The organism is Hymenobacter sp. BT18, assembly GCF_012273015.1.
GTDB lineage: Bacteria > Bacteroidota > Bacteroidia > Cytophagales > Hymenobacteraceae > Hymenobacter > Hymenobacter lutimineralis.
Genome location: NZ_CP050954.1, coordinates 623,205 through 640,408 on the forward strand (window position 1 = coordinate 623,205; position 17,204 = coordinate 640,408).

The window sequence follows — 17,204 nt, forward strand, 5'->3', positions numbered from 1 at the left end:
GATTGGACCGTTTTGAAATTGTAGTGGTGGCCGCCTGGATTACCGGGCGCGGCAGGGGCTAACCTACGTCAATACGCAGATTTAGCCGGTTCCACCCGCAAATTTCGGGAAAGGCCGTCCGGGTTAGAAACCGGAAAAAATGCCTTTAACGGCTGGTTTGGGCAATAATGGTGTGGTACGTTGCTACTTCGGACCTACTGCCGGAGGTCATGTTTCACCGTTGTACTCTGCGTCTCCCCATGGAGCTAGCTGCGCCCCAGGGCCTATACCGCCCCGAATTTGAACACGATGCTTGTGGCACCGGCTTTATAGCCTACGTCGACGGACGTAAATCGCACCAGGTAGTAGCCGATGCGCTGACTATTCTGGAAAATATGGAGCACCGCGGTGCCTGCGGCTGCGACGCCGACTCCGGCGACGGAGCGGGGCTGCTGTTGCAGCTGCCCCACTGGTTTTTTCTGGAAGAATGTACTAAGCTGGGCATCCGGCTGCCCGAGCCGGGTGAGTACGGCGTGGGCATGCTCTTCCTGCCGAAAAACGCCGAAGCCCAGCAAGTCTGTCACGAAATTATCAGCGCGGCGGCGGCTCAGCTGGGCTTCCCGGTACTGGGCTACCGCCCCGTGCCCGTAAACCCAGCCGGCATTGGCCCTACGGCCCTGGCCGCCGAGCCGGATATGGAGCAGCTGTTTGTGGGCCGCCCAACCGGGGTGGCGACGCCCGAAGAATTTGAGCGGAAGCTGTACGTGTTGCGGCGGCTTATCAACCGGGAAGCGGCCCGGCTGCTGCCCCAGGAAGACGTGTACTTTACGTCCCTGTCCTGCCGCGTTATCATTTACAAAGGCCAGCTAACCACCTACCAGGTGCGGGGGTATTTCCCCGAGCTGTCGGACGAGCGGGTAACGTCGGGGTTTGGCATGGTGCACTCGCGCTTTTCCACCAACACCTTCCCCTCCTGGCGGCTGGCCCAGCCCTTCCGCATGCTGGCCCACAATGGGGAAATCAACACCCTGCGTGGCAACCTCAACTGGTTTTTTGCCGGCCTGCCCTCCTACCTCTCGCCGTATTTCACGGCCGAGGAAATGGACATTCTGCTGCCCGTCATCAACGCCAACCAGTCGGATTCGGCCTGCCTCGACAACATTGTGGAGCTACTGCTGCACTGCGGCCGCAGCCTGCCCCACGTGATGATGATGCTGGTGCCCGAAGCCTGGGACGGCAACGAGCAGATGGACCCGCTCAAAAAGGCTTTCTACGAGTTTCACGCCACGTTTATGGCGCCCTGGGACGGCCCCGCCGCCCTGCTCTTCACCGATGGCCGCATGATTGGGGCCATGCTCGACCGCAACGGCCTGCGCCCACTGCGCTACGCCGTCACCAACGATGGGCGGGTGCTGGTAGCTTCCGAAGCCGGGGTGCTTGGCCTGGGCCTGCCCGAAGCCACCGTGGTGCGCAAAGGGCGCCTGCAGCCCGGCAAGATGCTGCTGATTGATACCGTAGCCGGGCAGATTATCACCGATGAGGAGCTCAAAGCCCAGGCGGCTACCCGCCAGCCTTATGGACAGTGGCTGAGCGAGTACCAGATCCGGCTGGAAGAGCTACCCGAGCCCCGCCTGGTGTTTACCGATCTGGCCGCCGAATCGGTGTTTAAGTACCACCAGGTGTTTGGCTACACCCGCGAGGATATTGACACGATTCTGACGCCCATGGCCCTGGAGGGCAAGGAGCCCATTGGCTCCATGGGCGTGGACTCGCCGCTGGCCGTGCTGTCGGATCAGCCCCAGCACCTGAGCAGCTACTTCAAGCAGTTCTTTGCCCAGGTAACCAACCCACCCATCGACCCCATTCGGGAGCGGCTGGTGATGAGCCTGGCGACCTTCATCGGCAACAACGGCAATATCCTCGACGAGGACAAGATGCACTGCCACTGCGTGGCTTTGCGCCAGCCCATTCTTACCAACCACGAGCTGGAAAAGCTGCGCAGCATCGACACGGGGCTGTTCAACGCCAAAACCATCAACACCTACTTCCGGGCCGATGGCAAGCCCGGCGCCCTGCAGGCGGGCCTGGACCGCCTCTGCCGCTACGCTGAGGACGCGGTAGACGACGGCTTCGAAGTACTGATTCTCTCCGACCGCGCCCTTGACTCGGAGCACGCAGCTATTCCTTCCCTACTAGCCGTGTCAGCCGTGCATCACCACCTGATTCGCAAGGGCTACCGGGGCTCCGTGGGGCTGGTGGTAGAAGCCGGCGACGCCTGGGAAGTGCACCACTTTGCTTGTCTGCTGGCCTTCGGGGCTACGGCCATCAACCCCTACCTGGCGCTGTCCACCATCCGGACCATGCACTACGAAGGTCGTTTCCGCACTGGCCTGGCCGTGCCTAAGCTGGAAGCCAACTACATCAAGGCCGTGTGCGACGGGCTGCTGAAGATTTTCTCCAAGATGGGCATCAGCACCTTGCAGTCCTACCACGGGGCGCAGGTGTTCGAGATTCTGGGCATCAACCGCGACGTGGTGGACGCTTACTTCGCCGGGGCCGTGACGCGCATCGGCGGCCTGGGGCTGGATGAAATTGCCCGGGAAACCCTGTTCAAGCACTTCCAGGGGTTCCGGAGCAGCACGCTCGAAGAGCAGACGCTGCTCCCGGAAGGGGGCGTGTACCAGTGGCGCCGCCGCGGCGAGGCTCACCAATTCAATCCCGAATCGGTACACCTGCTCCAGCATGCCACGCGCACCGGCTCCTACGAAACCTACCAGCGCTACGCCCGCCTGGTGAATGCCCCGGATAAAGGGGCCTTCACCCTGCGGGGCCTGCTGGATTTCGCTCACCACCGCCCGGCCATAGCCCTGGACGAGGTAGAGCCCGCCGAAAACATCATGCGGCGCTTTGCCACGGGGGCTATGTCGTTTGGCTCCATCTCGCACGAAGCCCATAGCACCCTGGCCATAGCTATGAACCGCATCGGGGGCAAGAGCAACACCGGGGAAGGCGGCGAAGACCCCATGCGCTACGAAGTGATGGAAAACGGCGACTCCATGCGCTCGGCCATCAAGCAGGTGGCCTCGGCCCGGTTTGGCGTGACGGCCCACTACCTCACCAACGCCGACGAGCTGCAAATCAAGATGGCCCAGGGTGCCAAGCCCGGGGAAGGTGGTCAGCTGCCCGGCCATAAGGTAGATGAGTGGATTGCGAAAGTGCGTCACTCTACGCCCGGCGTGGGCCTCATCTCGCCCCCACCCCACCACGACATCTACTCCATCGAAGACCTGGCCCAGCTCATCTTCGACTTGAAAAATGCCAACCGCGCCGCCCGCATCAACGTGAAGCTGGTGAGCAAAGCCGGCGTAGGCACTATTGCCGCCGGCGTTGCCAAAGCCCACGCCGACGTAATTTTAATTGCGGGCTATGATGGCGGTACCGGCGCTTCGCCCATCAGCTCCATCCGGCACGCGGGCTTACCCTGGGAACTGGGCCTGGCCGAAGCGCACCAGACCCTGGTGCGGAATCAGCTGCGCAGCCGCGTGGTGCTCCAAACCGATGGGCAGCTGAAAACCGGCCGCGACCTGGCCATTGCGACGCTGCTGGGCGCCGAAGAATGGGGTGTGGCGACTGCTGCCCTAGTGGCCGGCGGCTGCGTGATGATGCGCAAGTGCCACCTCAACACCTGCCCAGTAGGTGTAGCTACTCAGGACCCGGAGCTGCGGCGCCTGTTCAGTGGCAAGCCCGAGCACATTGTCAACTTGTTCCGGTTCTTGGCCGAGGAGCTGCGCGAAATCATGGCCTCACTGGGCTTCCGCACCATCAATGAAATGGTGGGCCGAGCCCAGTTTTTGAAGCCCCGCCCGAATATTCAGCACTGGAAAGCCCGCCACCTCGACCTGCGCGACCTGCTGTACCTGACCTCCCCGGAGCCCGGCAGCACCCTGCACCACAGCGAAGATCAGGACCACGGCCTCGACCATATTCTGGACTGGCAGTTGCTGGAACACGCCCGCCCGGCCCTGGAGCAACAGCAGCCCGTGCAGGCCGAGTTTACCGTGCGCAACATCGACCGGACCCTAGGCACCTTACTTTCCAATGAAATAACCAAGCGCTACCATGCAGCCGGCCTGCCCGAGGGCACTATCAACTACACCTTCCGGGGTTCGGCCGGCCAGAGCTTTGGCGCTTTCAGCGTGCGGGGCCTGTCGTTCCGCCTGGAAGGCGAGGCCAACGACTACGTGGGTAAAGGCCTGAGCGGAGCGCAGCTGGTTATCTACCCGGCCGCCAATGCCAGCTTTGTACCGGAGCAGAACATCATCATCGGCAACGTGGCCCTGTACGGCGCTACTTCCGGGGAACTATTCGTGCGCGGGCAGGCTGGGGAACGGTTTGCCGTGCGCAACTCTGGGGCCACGGCCGTGGTGGAAGGCGTGGGCGACCATGGCTGCGAGTACATGACCGGGGGCCGGGCTCTGATTCTGGGCCGCACCGGGCGCAACTTCGCCGCTGGCATGAGCGGGGGTATTGCCTGGGTGTACGATGCCGATGGCACCTTCCCGGCCAATTGCAACCCCGAAATGGTGGAGCTGGATCCGCTCGATGCCGACGACGAAACCACCATTCAGCACCTGCTGCACCGCCACCTGGAGCTGACGGGCAGTCAGCTGGCGGCCTTCCTGCTGGGCAACTGGCCCGAGGAAGCGCGCAAATTCGTGAAAGTGTTTCCCTCGGAATACAAGAAGGTGCTGCAGAAGGCGCGCTTCGAAACGGTGCAGTAACGCCAGGCAATCAACTACAGAACAAGCATTATCATGGGCAATAGCACGGGTTTCAAGGAATTTCAGCGGGAGCTACCGACCAAAGCGGCCCCGCAGGAGCGCGTGGCGCACAACCGGGAGTTCGTAGGTCAATACACCGAGACGCAGCTGCACCAGCAGTCGGCGCGCTGTATGGAGTGCGGCATTCCCTTCTGCCACTCGGGCTGTCCGCTGGGCAATATCATTCCGGAGTTCAACGATGCGGTGTACCGCCAGGATTGGGAGCAAGCTTACCAGATCCTGAGCTCTACCAACAACTTTCCGGAGTTTACCGGCCGTATTTGTCCGGCTCCCTGCGAGTCGGCCTGCGTGCTGGGTATTCATGCTGCCCCGGTAGCCATTGAGGAAATCGAGCGACACATTATCGAAACGGCCTTTGCCAAAGGCTACGTGCAGCCCACGGCGCCGGTGCTCAAAACCGGCAAGAAAGTGGCCGTAGTGGGCTCGGGACCGGCTGGGCTAGCCGCCGCTGCCCAACTGGTGCGCGCCGGCCACGCCGTAACGGTGTTTGAGCGCGACGACCGGCCCGGGGGCCTGCTGCGCTACGGCATTCCCGATTTCAAGCTGGATAAATGGGTAATTGACCGGCGCATTCGCCTGATGGAAGAAGACGGGGTGGTGTTTCGGTGCAACACCGAAATCGGGCGCGACGTGCCCGCTTCGGAGCTGGCTCGCTCCTTCGATGCCGTGGTGCTAGCGGGTGGAGCCCTGGTGCCGCGCGACTTGCCCATTCCGGGCCGGGAGCTGTCGGGCATTCACTTCGCCATGGATTACCTTACCCAGCACAACCGCCGCGTAAGTGCGCTGCCTATTGATGCCCAGGAACTACTGGCTACCAGCAAGGACGTGGTAGTCATCGGTAGCGGCGACACGGGCTCCGACTGCGTGGGCACGGCCAACCGTCAGCAGGCGCGCTCCGTCACGCAGTTTGCCCTCATGCACCAACCGGCGCCCGAGCGGCCCAACTACGAGCCCTGGCCTCATTATCCTACCGCCATGTTCCGCACCAGCACGTCCCACGAAGAAGGCTGCCAACGCTACTGGGGTGTCAATACCAAAGCCTTCCTAGGCGACGAAAATGGCCATGTGCGGGCCTTGCTGGTGACGGACGTGACCTGGGAAACCGACGTACTGGGCCGCCGCCTGGCCTTCAGCGAGGTAGAAGGCTCGGAGCGCGAAATCCCCTGCGAGCTAGCCTTGCTGGCCCTGGGCTTTGCCTCCCCGCAATACGAAGGCCTGCTCGAGCAGCTAGGTGTGGCGCTGGATGAGCGCGGCAACGTGCGCACTGCTTCCGACAACGACTTCCTGACCTCCCAGTCCAATGTATTCGTGGCAGGCGACATGCGCCGGGGGCAGTCGTTGGTTGTGTGGGCTATTTCCGAAGGCCGAGAGGCTGCCCGGCAGGTGGATATTTTCCTGACCGGCAAAACTGCTCTACCCAGCAAGGATGCGGTGGGGATGTTCGGGTAGGCTCATGAAAAACCTGTCATCCTGAGCGCAGCGAAGGACCTTAGCACTACTGAACGATTTGTTCTCACGTAACAAGGTCCTCCGCTACGCTCAGGATAACAGACGTGGAAGAAAAACGAAACGCCCGCTACAAGTAGCGGGCGTTTCGTTTTTCGGCCTTCCTATAACTCTAAAATGGCGGGGGGCCGTCGTCAAAGGTGCTGCGAGGGAAAGGCTGGGTGGGCGGCGGACCGTCGTTGTTGATGCGGGAGCCCAGCCGGATGGTGTTGGGCGTGAAGCCAGTCTGCTCATCGAAGCTGCTGGGCGGGAAAGCGCCGGGGTTGAAGTTCGCGTCGCCGAAGCCTCCGCCCCCGCCGTCGAGGTCGGCAAACTTGGTGAACTTGCCGATGAACTTGAGCTGCACGGTTTCCAGGGAGCCGTTCCGGTGCTTGGCAATGATAACCTCGCCGGTGCCCTGGGTGGGGTTCCCCATTTCGTCCTCCGTAATTTTGTAGTACTCGGGGCGGTACAGGAAGATTACCATGTCGGCGTCCTGCTCAATAGAACCCGATTCGCGCAGGTCACTGAGTTGGGGCTTCTTGTCGCCGCCGCGAGTTTCTACCGAGCGGGAAAGCTGCGACAGGGCCAAGACCGGCACGTTCAATTCCTTAGCAATACCTTTCAACGCCCGCGAAATCGAGGCAATTTCCTGTTCGCGGTTGCCGCCGCCACCCTTGCCATCCGAGTTACCTGTCATCAACTGCAGGTAGTCGATGATGATCATCTGGATGTCGTGGTGGGCCTTGAGGCGGCGGCACTTAGTACGCAACTCCCGGATGCTGAGGCCCGGCGTATCGTCGATGTAGATGGGCGCCGACGACAACCCGGAAATCTTATGGTTGAGCTGGGCCCACTCGTAGTCGGCCAGATTACCCTTCTTGATTTTCTCGGAATCCAGCTCCGCCTCGGCCGAAATCAGACGATTCACGAGCTGGAGCGAGGACATTTCCAAAGAGAAAATGGCTACCGGCTTTTTAAACTCCACCGCCGCGTTGCGCATAGCCGACACCACGAAGGCGGTTTTACCCATACCGGGGCGGGCGGCAATAATTACCAAGTCAGAGGGTTGCCAGCCGGAGGTTACGCGGTCCAGAGCCGAGAAGCCGGAGGGCACCCCGGTGAGGCCGTCCTTCTGGTCCTTCTTTTCTTCTAGTTCCTTGATGGCCTTGCCCATCAGGCTGCGCATGTCGTCGAAGTTCTTGCGAATGTTGGATTCCGATACTTCAAACAACGACTGCTCGGTGGAGTCCAGCAGGTTGAACACGTCGGTGGTATCCTCGAAGGCGTCGCGCTGAATGTCGGAGGCAATGCGAATCAGCTCCCGCTTGATGGAGTTTTCGGTGATGATGCGGGCGTGATACTCAATGTTGGCCGCCGAGTTGACCTTGAACGTGAGGTTGGCCACGTAGTGCGCCCCGCCGGCGGCTTCCAGCTCGCCCATCTCCCGCAGCTCGTGCGTGACGGTGAGAATGTCAATCGGCTCCGACTTGTCGAACAAGTTCAGAATGGCCTTGAAGATGCGTTGGTGCCCATCCTTGTAGAAGCTCTGGGGCTTGAGCAGGTCGATAACGGTGGTAAGGGCGTCCTTTTCGAGCATAAGCGCCCCGAGTACGGCGGCTTCCAGCTCCAGGGCCTGGGGCGGCAGCTTACCCGCCGGACCACTGGCCGGCATCATGGCCGGGCGGTTGTTCCAGGCAGCTTTTGCTCGTGAGCCAGCTTGTTTCAGGCGGTCATCCATCCGGTCATTCATCACTAAAAAGTAGCACTACAAGGTAAGCAGGTTGGGCGGGTTCTGGCCGAATTTTCTTGCTTCTGGCCCGAATTTTACCCCAAGGGGGTACAAAGCTAACGGCTGGGCTTTACAATCCGGAACTGGCGGATAAGGTTTCTTTTTTGTATGCTAGCCAGTAGGTAGCGAGGTGAAGCGCGGCCTCTGTTACCTGATTTCCGTTCCCCGCCACCTGTTACCTTTGTCGCCCTATTCTATTAGCTTACTGCATGGCCGACACTCCTTCTTCGCTTCAACGTTTGCACCTGATTGCCACCGGGGGCAGTATTATGCACAACTTGGCTCTGGCCCTGCACCAGGGCGGCGCCCACGTAACGGGCTCCGACGACGAAATCTTTGAGCCAGCCAAAAGCCGCCTAGCCAAAGCCGGGCTGCTGCCGGCCGAGGAAGGCTGGTTTCCCGAAAAGATAACGGCCGACCTCGACGCCGTGATTGTGGGCATGCATGCCCGCCCCGACAACCCCGAGCTGTTGCGTGCCCAGGAATTAGGCCTGCGGGTATATTCTTTCCCCGAGTTCATCTACGAAGCCTCCCGCGACAAGCAGCGCATCGTCATTGGCGGCTCGCACGGAAAAACCAGCATTACCTCCCTGATTCTGCACGTGCTGCGCTACCACGGCCGCAAGTTCGATTACGCGGTAGGGGCCCAGTTGGAGGGCTTCGAGTTGATGGTGCAGCTGACCGACGACGCGCCCATCATCATCATTGAGGGCGACGAGTACCTGTCCTCCCCCATCGACCGACGGCCCAAGTTTCACTTGTACCAGCACCACATTGGCGTTATTTCCGGTATCAGCTGGGACCACATAAACGTGTTTCCGACGGAAGAAATCTACCGGGAGCAGTTCAAGATTTTCGCCGAGATGACGCCCAAGGCCGGCACCCTCATCTACGACCAGGACGACGAGCAGGTGCAGCTGGTAACGGTACCCTCGAACCCGGACGTGAAGTACGTCGGCTACGGCCCCCACGAGCATGTCATTCGGAACGGCAAAACCTTCCTGCTCAACAAGAAGGAAGAAGAAGTGCCCATCCAAGTGTTTGGGGAGCACAACCTGCGCAACATTTCGGCTGCCAAGGAAGTGTGCAAGCAGCTGGGCATCAAGGCCAAGGAGTTTTACGAGGCCCTGGGCACCTTTAAAGGCGCGGCCCGGCGGCTGGAGTTGGTGAAGGAAGGCCACGATTCGGTAGTGTACAAGGACTTTGCCCACGCGCCTAGCAAGCTGAAAGCCACGGCGGCAGCCTTCAAAAAGCAGTACCCGGAGCGCAAGCTGGTGGCCTGCCTGGAGCTGCACACCTTCAGCTCCCTCAACCCGGCCTTCCTGCCCCAGTACGCCCACACCTTCGACACGCCCGACGTGGCGGTGGTGTACTTTAACCCCCACGTGCTGGAGCACAAGCGCCTGCCCGCCTTACCGCCCGAGGCTGTACAGCAGGCCTTCCAGCGCCCCGACCTGCGCGTGTTTACCGACAGCCGGGAGCTGGCCGCCTTCCTGCACGCCCAGAACTGGCAAAACGCCAACCTGCTGATGATGTCCTCGGGCACGTTTGATGGGCTGGATTTGAATCAGCTAGCCGCTGAAGTCACCAAGTAACTGCTACCCGCCCCCATGAAACCTTCCCTGCTCCTGCTGCACGGTGCCTTGGCCTCGGAAAAGCAGTTGAAACCCCTGGCCCGCCAGCTGGCAGCGGCCTTCGACGTACGCACGCTCAGCTTCAGTGGGCACGGCGGCCAGCCGCTGGAAGCCGGCACATTTTCTATGGCTGGTTTCGCCGACGAAATCCTTCAGTTTCTGGACGAGCAGCGTTGGGAGGCGGCCCACGTATTCGGCTACAGCATGGGGGGCTACGCGGCGTTGGTAGCGGCCACTCAGGCTCCGGCACGCTTTCGCAGCATCACTACGCTGGGTACTACGTTTGGCTGGTCGCCAGCCATGGCCGCGCAGGCTACGGCTTTTCTGGATGCCGGGAAGATGCGCGCGAAGGTGCCGCAGTACGCGGCTCATTTAGAGGAGCTGCACGCGCCTACTTCCCTGCCCGCGCTGCTGGAAGCCACCAGCGCGCTCATGCGGGGCCTCGGCGACGCGCCCCCACTCACCCAGGCTAACTTAAGCACCTTGAAAGTACCCGTGCAGGTGCTAGTGGGCGAGCTGGATACCACGGCCGGGGTAGATGCCTCCCAGCAGTTCGCCGGCTACCTGCCCCAGGCCGTGTTCGAAATCATCATGAACACGCCGCACCCGTTGGAGAAAGTAAATCCCGATTTGCTGGCTTCCCGCGTGGCGCAGTTTGCCGGGCAGTTTTAGGTTTAAGTTGCTGCATAAAGAAGGCCCGCCAATTGGCGGGCCTTCTTTATTTATCGGTCACTGGTCCGGGCTTGGGCCGGCGCTTGTCGGTGGTGACGAGCAGAGCCAACGCCGTGAGCGAAAGGCGCAGAATCCATTTGCGGCTGAGCATGGCTTAGCGGAAAAAGGTGTTGTTGTCTTTCACCGTCAGGTCGCAGGAGGAGCCGCCGGTGTTTTCCTCGCAGGTAGTACCCACGATTTTATTGCCCTGGAAGTTGAAAAAGCAGAACGTACAGCCCGTACCCTGCAGAATATACCGCTCCGTGTTCGAGCTTAAGTACAGAGAGTTGTCGGTGGACTTACGCAGAGGAATAGCCATTCCGCGGAACATGCCATCCTTCAAACCCAGGCCCACCAGATAGTATATCGGGGCATCCTTGGGCTTCTCCTGCACTTTTCGGATAACCACTTTGTCGACCACCGTACCATCGCCAAACTCCCGGATGAAGTTGCGGGTAAGCTGGTCGCGCGGAACGGAGTACTGGGTTTTGCCCTCGGCAATTTCGGCCACCAGCTTGCTAGTAGCTTCCAGCTGGCGCTGCTCGGTTTTGGTGGGGTCGTTCACCGGAGAGCTGACCTCGGGAAAGGCCTGCCGCCGGGAAGTTTCGCAGCTGCTGAGCAGGCCCGCCGAGAGCAGGAGCAAACCCGTCAAGAGCCGGGTAGTGTGACCGAAGGAAGGAACGTACATGTGAGCGGGCGGCAATTAGCGGGCGGTGTAATACTTGCGGGCCTCGGGCAGCTCCTTCTGAATGTCGGCAATGCGGGTGCCGTTGGAAGGGTGCGTAGAGAGAAACTCGGGCGGCGAAGCAGAGTTTTCGCGGGCATCCATGCGCTGCCAGAACTGCACGGCCCCATCAGGGTTGTAGCCGGCAATGGCCATGAAAATCAGCCCGAGGTGGTCGGCTTCCGACTCTTGGTTACGCCCAAACTTCAGCAGCCCAATCTGGCCGCCAACGCCGACGGCCTGCAGAAACACGTTTTGCGTGGCCGAGGGATTCTGGCCTACGGCCGTGGACACGACCGTGCCCAGGCCCTGGGCGGCCATCTGCTGGCTCATCCGCTCGGAGCTGTGGCGGGCTACGGCGTGGGCAATTTCGTGGCCCATAACCACGGCCAGGCCGTTTTCGTCCTGGGTGATGGGTAGAATGCCCGTGTACACGGCTACTTTGCCGCCGGGCATACACCAGGCATTTTCCTGCTTGTCGTCGATGAGGTTAAACGCCCAGGCGTAGCCCTCGAGCTGGGCCTGCTGGCCCTGCTGGCGGAAGTACTGCTCCACGGCCTGCTGGATGCGCTGGCCCACGCGTTTCACCATAGCGGCCTGGGCGCCGCTGGACACCACTCGGCTGGAAGCCAATACTTTCTGGTACTCCTGGGCCGCCATGGTATTCATTTCCGTTTCAGAAACCAGGCTGAGCTGGCGGCGGCCGGTGATGGGAACAGTGGAGCAGGCGGCTGCCATAAACAGGCACCCGGCCAAAGCAATTTTCTTAAACATGGGAACGAAGCTAGGAAAAGCGTGGAAAGAAGCCCGACGGGTACCCCGTTGCGGGCCCTTGGGTTTCGTGGGGTGCTATACGTGAAGCAGCGGGCAAAATGTTTGATTTAGGGGTCTTGGGCGCTTAGGGGCTTAGGGTCTTGCCTTTCGTTCTGATACCTTCGTTTATTGGCTTTCCCCCGACTTCAAGTCCTCCGATATGAAAATCCTTTGCATTGGCCGCAACTACGCCGAACATATAGCCGAGCTCCAAAACGAAACGCCCGACGCCCCCGTCATCTTTGCCAAGCCCGATACGGCCCTGCTCCAGCGCAACCAGCCTTTCTTCCTGCCCGACTTTTCCCAGGACATTCACCACGAGGTGGAGCTGGTGCTGCGCATCTGCAAAAACGGCAAGAACATCGAGGATAAATTTGCCCCTACCTACTTTGATGCCATCGGCCTGGGCATCGACTTTACGGCCCGCGACCTGCAAAGCAAGCTCAAAAGCAAAGGCCTGCCCTGGGAGTTGGCCAAGGGCTTTGATGGCTCGGCCCCCATTTCCCAGGAGTTCAAACCCGTGGCCGACTTCCCGGACCTGAAGAACATTGCTTTTCGGCTGGAGGTGAACGGCGAGGTACGCCAGCAGGGCAACTCCGGCCTGATGCTACACGACTTCTCCAAGATCATCAGCTACATCTCCCGGTTTATCACCTTGAAAATGGGGGACTTGATTTTCACCGGCACTCCCAGCGGCGTTGGCCCGGTGCGCATCGGCGACCAGCTGGCCGGGTTTATCGGGGAAGAGAAGATGTTTGATCTGGCCGTGAAATAAGGGCAGGCCGCCTGGGACTTTTTCTGGGACCAGGCGGCCTTCTGTATCCTATTCCGCCGTTTTTTTCGTTGAAGCCCCAAACCCGGGTTGCTTTGTGCGAGCCGCTTACCTATTGCTTGAATGCCTGATTTCTTGACTTCCCGGTCGCACCGCTTGCTGGGCGTGGCCTTGCCTTTTCTGTTGCTGATGGGCCTGCGCCCATCTTCCTGCGGTGGCCAGGAGCCCGATTCTACCGAAAAGCCCAAGCCAGCCGCCACCGCACCCGGGGCAGTGGACGCGCCTACCGCCGTGGCAGTAGCCAAAGACTATTTCCTGCTGCCCATCAAGCCCGGCCAGCAAAACTTTCTGGCCGCCAGCATGGGCGAGCTGCGCCCCAACCACTTCCACGGTGGCCTCGACATCAAAACCGATGGGCGCGTGGATTTGCCCGTGTACGCTGCCGCCGACGGCTACATTTCCCGCCTCAAGCAAAGCTCCTTTGGCTACGGCAATGTGCTCTACATCACCCACCCCAACGGGCTGACCACGGTGTACGGGCACCTCAACCATTTTCGGGGGCCGGTAGCCGATGAGCTCCGCCGCCAGCAGTACCAGAAGCAGACCTACGAGCTGGAGCTGTTCTTTCAGCCGGGCCAGTTTGCCGTGAAGCGCGGGGAAGTAGTAGCCCTATCCGGTAACACGGGCGGCTCGGCGGGCCCCCACCTGCACTGGGAAGTGCGCGACGCCCAGGACAACCAGCTGAACCCCCTGCAGTGGGGCGGCTTTTCCGAAATTCAGGACCACGTTTCCCCTACTGTGGTGGCCGCTGCCGTGGAGCCCCTCAGCATCGATGCCCGGGTGCAGGGCCGGTTTGAGAAGCGCCTGTTTACGCCCACCGGCACCCCCGGCGCGGGCTATACAGTGCCCGACACCATTCCGGCCTTCGGCACCGTCGGGCTGCTGCTGCAGGCGTTTGACCGCTTCGACCAGGCCTGGAACAAGAATGGCCTGTACCGCGTGGCCGTGAGCGTGAACGGCCAGCCTTTCTATTTCCACGTCATCAACGGCGTAGGCTTTCCCACCGAAACCCGGGAAGTCAACCAGCACATCGACTACGAGTACCTGATGACCTCGCGCCGCACCCTGGAAAAGCTGTGGGTGGATGACGGCAACCAGATGCGCATCTACAAAACCGGCCCGGGCAAAGGCAAGCTGCGGGTAGAAGCCGGCAAGGTGTACGACGTGGTAATGCGCCTGGAGGATGCTTACGGCAATGCCACGCCCCTGCACTTGGTGCTGCGCGGCCAGGAACCCGAATACTGGCAAACCCGCAGTGCCGCTGTGCGCAAGCCCACCCTGCGCTACGACGTGCTGCGCAATATTCTGCGCGTGACCGTGGATGATACTTCCCGCCAGGCCCCCAACGTCACGCTCACCCGCGGCAGCCGGCAGCGCCAGCTGCGCCCCAGCTACACCGACCAGAGCCGCACTGTGTACCTCTACGACCTGCGCGCCGGCCTCCCCGATTCCATCAACTTCCCCGGCCTGCGGCGGCCTCAGGTTTTCGACCGGGTAGCGGCCATTCCGGCCGGACAGGAGCAGCTGTTTGCCACGCCCTACATCAACCTCGCGTTTGGGCCGCGCACCACCTATGATACGCTCTACCTGCAAACGACGTACAAAGACGGACTGTGGCGGGTGCAAAGCGCCGTGACGCCCGTGCAGGAAGCCATGCGCGTCACGCTCAAACCCGAAACCCCGGTAGCCGACAAAGCCCGCACGGCGGCCTGCCTGATTCGGGGCAACGCGCGCATCTGGCAAAGTGGCCAGTGGGACGGGGAGCAGTTTAGCTTCAACACCCGCATCTTCGGCCAGTTTAAGCTGGTGACCGATAAGACGCCGCCCTCGGGTCGGCTGGTCAGCAAGGGCGCGGCGGGCGTCGTGTTCAAGGTTGGCGACGACCTCTCGGGCCTGGCCAGCTACCGGCTGGAAGTAAATGGGCAGTTTCGGATGCTGCGTTTTGAGCACAAGAACTCCACCCTGTTCTCGGAGCGCGACGACAAGCTGGGCCCGCCCCTGCGCGGCCCAGCTACCCTCACCCTGCGGGATATGGCCGGCAATGAAAAAGTCATTAGCATGACGCTGTAATAGCCCGTCAGGAATCAGTAAAGGGGCCGCACATAATGCGGCCCCTTTGCTTTGTATGCTGCTCCGTCTTGTAGAAACAGACTGCTAACAGGCTGACCGAAAGCCAAGCTTTACTTCCCGTCCGATTCTGCGTATAGTTGGGCTCTGATTCATTCTGCGTCTATGGCTTCGATTCCCAAATTCCCCAAACGCCGTCAGCCTGTGTTATTAGCTGGCGCGGCTGCCACTATTGCTGCCGGAGTTGCCGTGTATGCCTACGCCCGCCGCAAGCTGCACCCGCCCCTGCCCACCGTGGCCCACGTAGACTTGCACCGTTACGCCGGCCTCTGGTACGAAATTGCACGCCTGCCCACTCGCTTCGAGAAAGGCTGCCAACACGTGACGGCCGAGTACAAGCTGCGCCCCGATGGCAAAGTCAACGTGCGCAATACCTGCCACAAAGAAGGGCTGAACGGGCCGGCGGAAACGGCTACGGCCGTGGCCCGCGCCGTAGATTCCAGCAATGCCCGCCTGAAGGTGCAGTTCTTCTGGCCCTTCGAGGGCGACTATTGGATACTGGCCCTCGACCACTCCGACTACCGCTATGCCCTGGTGGGAGAACCCAGCCGCAAAAACCTGTGGCTGCTGAGCCGCACGCCCCACCTGGAGCGCAACCTGCGCGACCAGCTTGTCGCCCGCGCTAAAGAGTTGGGCTTCCCAGTAGAGAACCTGATTTATACGCCCCAGCCCGTAGCCGGCAAACCCTAGATTTACCAATGGCCCACGCCGTAGCCAGGGGGCGAAGTCAGCCGGCGGCTGGCAAAAGCCAATCTTCTGCCCTACCTTCGTGGCATGGCAGTACCCCAAGTTGGCGAGCGGGCTCCCGCCTTCGAAGCCAAAGATCAACACGGTGCCTTGCACCGCCTCCAGGACTACGCGGGCCGCAAAGTGGCCCTCTACTTCTACCCCAAGGACGATACCAGCGGGTGCACGGCTCAGGCCTGCAACCTGCGCGACAACTACCCCGCTTTGCTGGCGGCCGGCATCCAGGTGCTGGGCGTGAGCATCGATTCGGAAAAGTCGCACCAGAAGTTTGCGGCCAAGTACGAGTTGCCTTTCCCGCTGCTGGTCGACGAGGATAAGCGCCTGGTAGAAGCCTATGGCGTGTGGCAGGAGAAATCCATGTATGGCCGCAAGTACATGGGCACCATGCGCTACACGTTTGTCATTGATGAAGAGGGCCGCATTGAAAAAGTATTGACGAAAGTCGACACCAAAAACCACACGGCTCAGCTCCTATAATCTGTTGAAAGCCCCGCCCGTTTGGTGGGGCTTTTTTTGTGCGTGGCCCAGCCGGGCCAACTTCCTACCTTTGCTTTCCTAACCCCATTTCTCAACCCGACCCCATGTCGCAGGATACGTCTTTCGCCGCTTCATCCGCCACTTCCACCCCCTCGGCCAGCACTTCGGTAGCCGAGCTGAAACAGATTGCCGCCCAGGTGCGGCGCGACATCGTGCGCATGGTGCACGCCGTCAACTCCGGCCACCCCGGCGGCTCCCTGGGCTGCACGGACCTGCTGGTGTCGCTCTTTTTCAAGGTGATGAAGCACACGCCCCAGCCGTTTGACATGGATGGCCGCAACCAAGATCTGTTTTTCCTGTCGAACGGGCACATTTCGCCGGTGTTCTACTCGGTGCTGGCTCGCTCGGGCTACTTCCCGGTAAGCGAGCTGGCCACGTTCCGCAAGCTCAACTCCCGCCTCCAGGGCCACCCCGCCACCCATGAGCACCTGCCCGGCGTGCGCATCGCCTCGGGCTCTTTGGGCCAGGGCCTGAGCGTGGCCACCGGCGCGGCCCAGGCGAAGAAGCTGAATGGCGACGACCGGACGGTATTTGTGCTGATGGGTGACGGCGAGCTGGAAGAAGGCCAGGTGTGGGAAGCGGCCATGTACGCGCCCCACCACAAAGTCGATAACCTCATTGCCTTCGTAGACCGCAACGGCCAACAGATTGACGGCCCTACGGACAAGGTAATGCACCTCGGCGACCTGCGCGCCAAGTTCGAAAGCTTCGGCTGGCGCGTGCTCGAAACCGACGGCAACGACTTCGAGAAGCTGCTGCCTTCCATTGAAGAAGCGCAAAGCCTGCTCGGCCAGGGCCAGCCCGTGCTGGTGCTGATGGATACGCAGATGGGCTTTGGCGTCGACTTCATGATGGGTTCCCACAAGTGGCACGGCGTAGCGCCCAACAACGAGCAGCTGGAAATTGCCCTGCAGCAGCTGGCTGTAGAAAAGGCCGGGGACTACTAGTTTTTTGTAGACACTGCTTTCTGAGCGGCAGCAGA

12 protein-coding genes are annotated in these 17,204 nt (G+C 61.0%); 9 read left to right on the forward strand and 3 right to left on the reverse strand.

Annotation, left to right across the window (positions count from 1 at the left end; genetic code table 11):
- Positions 1–209 precede the first annotated feature (209 nt).
- Both gltB and HER32_RS02645 read left to right on the forward strand, forming a co-directional pair.
- Positions 210–4,760: a glutamate synthase large subunit gene (gene gltB, locus HER32_RS02640; protein WP_232066343.1), complete on the forward strand. Its 4,551-nt coding sequence runs from the start codon at positions 210–212 to the stop codon at positions 4,758–4,760.
- A 33-nt stretch (positions 4,761–4,793) separates the two neighbouring features.
- Positions 4,794–6,269 (forward strand): glutamate synthase subunit beta, encoded by a 1,476-nt coding sequence (locus HER32_RS02645; protein ID WP_168680325.1) that lies wholly within the window; start codon positions 4,794–4,796, stop codon positions 6,267–6,269.
- A 169-nt stretch (positions 6,270–6,438) separates the two neighbouring features.
- Here HER32_RS02645 and dnaB read toward each other — a convergent pair whose 3' ends face one another.
- Complete coding sequence (gene dnaB, locus HER32_RS02650; protein WP_232066501.1) at positions 6,439–7,983, reverse strand: replicative DNA helicase; 1,545 nt, start codon at positions 7,981–7,983, stop codon at positions 6,439–6,441.
- Positions 7,984–8,306: 323 nt separating this feature from the next.
- Here dnaB and HER32_RS02655 point away from each other — a divergent pair, with 323 nt between their 5' ends.
- A complete protein-coding gene (locus HER32_RS02655; RefSeq protein ID WP_168680328.1) occupies positions 8,307–9,692 on the forward strand; it encodes a UDP-N-acetylmuramate--L-alanine ligase in 1,386 nt (461 codons plus the stop codon).
- 15 nt (positions 9,693–9,707) lie between these two features.
- Entirely contained in the window at positions 9,708–10,403 is a 696-nt protein-coding gene (locus HER32_RS02660; RefSeq protein WP_168680330.1) for an alpha/beta fold hydrolase, read from the forward strand.
- Positions 10,404–10,557: 154 nt separating this feature from the next.
- Here the strand turns inward: HER32_RS02660 and HER32_RS02665 are convergent, their stop codons facing one another.
- Positions 10,558–11,130, reverse strand: coding sequence for a hypothetical protein (locus HER32_RS02665; protein ID WP_149069215.1), 573 nt, complete (start codon positions 11,128–11,130; stop codon positions 10,558–10,560).
- Positions 11,131–11,145: 15 nt separating this feature from the next.
- Positions 11,146–11,940: a M48 family metallopeptidase gene (locus HER32_RS02670; protein WP_168680332.1), complete on the reverse strand. Its 795-nt coding sequence runs from the start codon at positions 11,938–11,940 to the stop codon at positions 11,146–11,148.
- 199 nt (positions 11,941–12,139) lie between these two features.
- On the opposite strand from HER32_RS02670, the gene HER32_RS02675 reads away from it, so the two are divergent.
- The 5 genes from HER32_RS02675 to HER32_RS02695 all read left to right on the forward strand — a co-directional run bounded on the left by HER32_RS02675 (position 12,140) and on the right by HER32_RS02695 (position 17,169).
- Positions 12,140–12,754 carry a fumarylacetoacetate hydrolase family protein gene (locus HER32_RS02675; RefSeq protein ID WP_168680334.1) on the forward strand — a complete coding sequence of 205 codons (615 nt, stop codon included), beginning with the start codon at positions 12,140–12,142 and terminating at the stop codon, positions 12,752–12,754.
- 120 nt (positions 12,755–12,874) lie between these two features.
- Positions 12,875–14,881 carry a M23 family metallopeptidase gene (locus HER32_RS02680; protein WP_149069212.1) on the forward strand — a complete coding sequence of 669 codons (2,007 nt, stop codon included), beginning with the start codon at positions 12,875–12,877 and terminating at the stop codon, positions 14,879–14,881.
- Positions 14,882–15,043: 162 nt separating this feature from the next.
- Positions 15,044–15,628: a lipocalin family protein gene (locus HER32_RS02685; protein ID WP_149069211.1), complete on the forward strand. Its 585-nt coding sequence runs from the start codon at positions 15,044–15,046 to the stop codon at positions 15,626–15,628.
- Between the two features lie 84 nt (positions 15,629–15,712).
- Positions 15,713–16,162 (forward strand): thioredoxin-dependent thiol peroxidase, encoded by a 450-nt coding sequence (bcp, locus tag HER32_RS02690; protein WP_149069210.1) that lies wholly within the window; start codon positions 15,713–15,715, stop codon positions 16,160–16,162.
- 104 nt (positions 16,163–16,266) lie between these two features.
- Positions 16,267–17,169 (forward strand): transketolase, encoded by a 903-nt coding sequence (locus HER32_RS02695; protein ID WP_168680336.1) that lies wholly within the window; start codon positions 16,267–16,269, stop codon positions 17,167–17,169.
- Positions 17,170–17,204 lie beyond the last annotated feature (35 nt).

What these genes read in the sequence shown, in the direction of transcription:
- HER32_RS02655 (WP_168680328.1), top strand. Translation starts at nt 8,307, where the DNA reads ATGGCCGACACTCCTTCTTCGCTTCAACGTTTGCACCTGATTGCCACC.
- HER32_RS02670 (WP_168680332.1), bottom strand. Translation starts at nt 11,940, where the DNA reads ATGTTTAAGAAAATTGCTTTGGCCGGGTGCCTGTTTATGGCAGCCGCC.
- HER32_RS02685 (WP_149069211.1), top strand. Translation starts at nt 15,044, where the DNA reads ATGGCTTCGATTCCCAAATTCCCCAAACGCCGTCAGCCTGTGTTATTA.
- dnaB (WP_232066501.1), bottom strand. Translation starts at nt 7,983, where the DNA reads ATGATGCCGGCCAGTGGTCCGGCGGGTAAGCTGCCGCCCCAGGCCCTG.
- HER32_RS02665 (WP_149069215.1), bottom strand. Translation starts at nt 11,130, where the DNA reads ATGTACGTTCCTTCCTTCGGTCACACTACCCGGCTCTTGACGGGTTTG.
- bcp (WP_149069210.1), top strand. Translation starts at nt 15,713, where the DNA reads ATGGCAGTACCCCAAGTTGGCGAGCGGGCTCCCGCCTTCGAAGCCAAA.
- HER32_RS02695 (WP_168680336.1), top strand. Translation starts at nt 16,267, where the DNA reads ATGTCGCAGGATACGTCTTTCGCCGCTTCATCCGCCACTTCCACCCCC.
- HER32_RS02680 (WP_149069212.1), top strand. Translation starts at nt 12,875, where the DNA reads ATGCCTGATTTCTTGACTTCCCGGTCGCACCGCTTGCTGGGCGTGGCC.
- HER32_RS02645 (WP_168680325.1), top strand. Translation starts at nt 4,794, where the DNA reads ATGGGCAATAGCACGGGTTTCAAGGAATTTCAGCGGGAGCTACCGACC.
- HER32_RS02660 (WP_168680330.1), top strand. Translation starts at nt 9,708, where the DNA reads ATGAAACCTTCCCTGCTCCTGCTGCACGGTGCCTTGGCCTCGGAAAAG.
- gltB (WP_232066343.1), top strand. Translation starts at nt 210, where the DNA reads ATGTTTCACCGTTGTACTCTGCGTCTCCCCATGGAGCTAGCTGCGCCC.
- HER32_RS02675 (WP_168680334.1), top strand. Translation starts at nt 12,140, where the DNA reads ATGAAAATCCTTTGCATTGGCCGCAACTACGCCGAACATATAGCCGAG.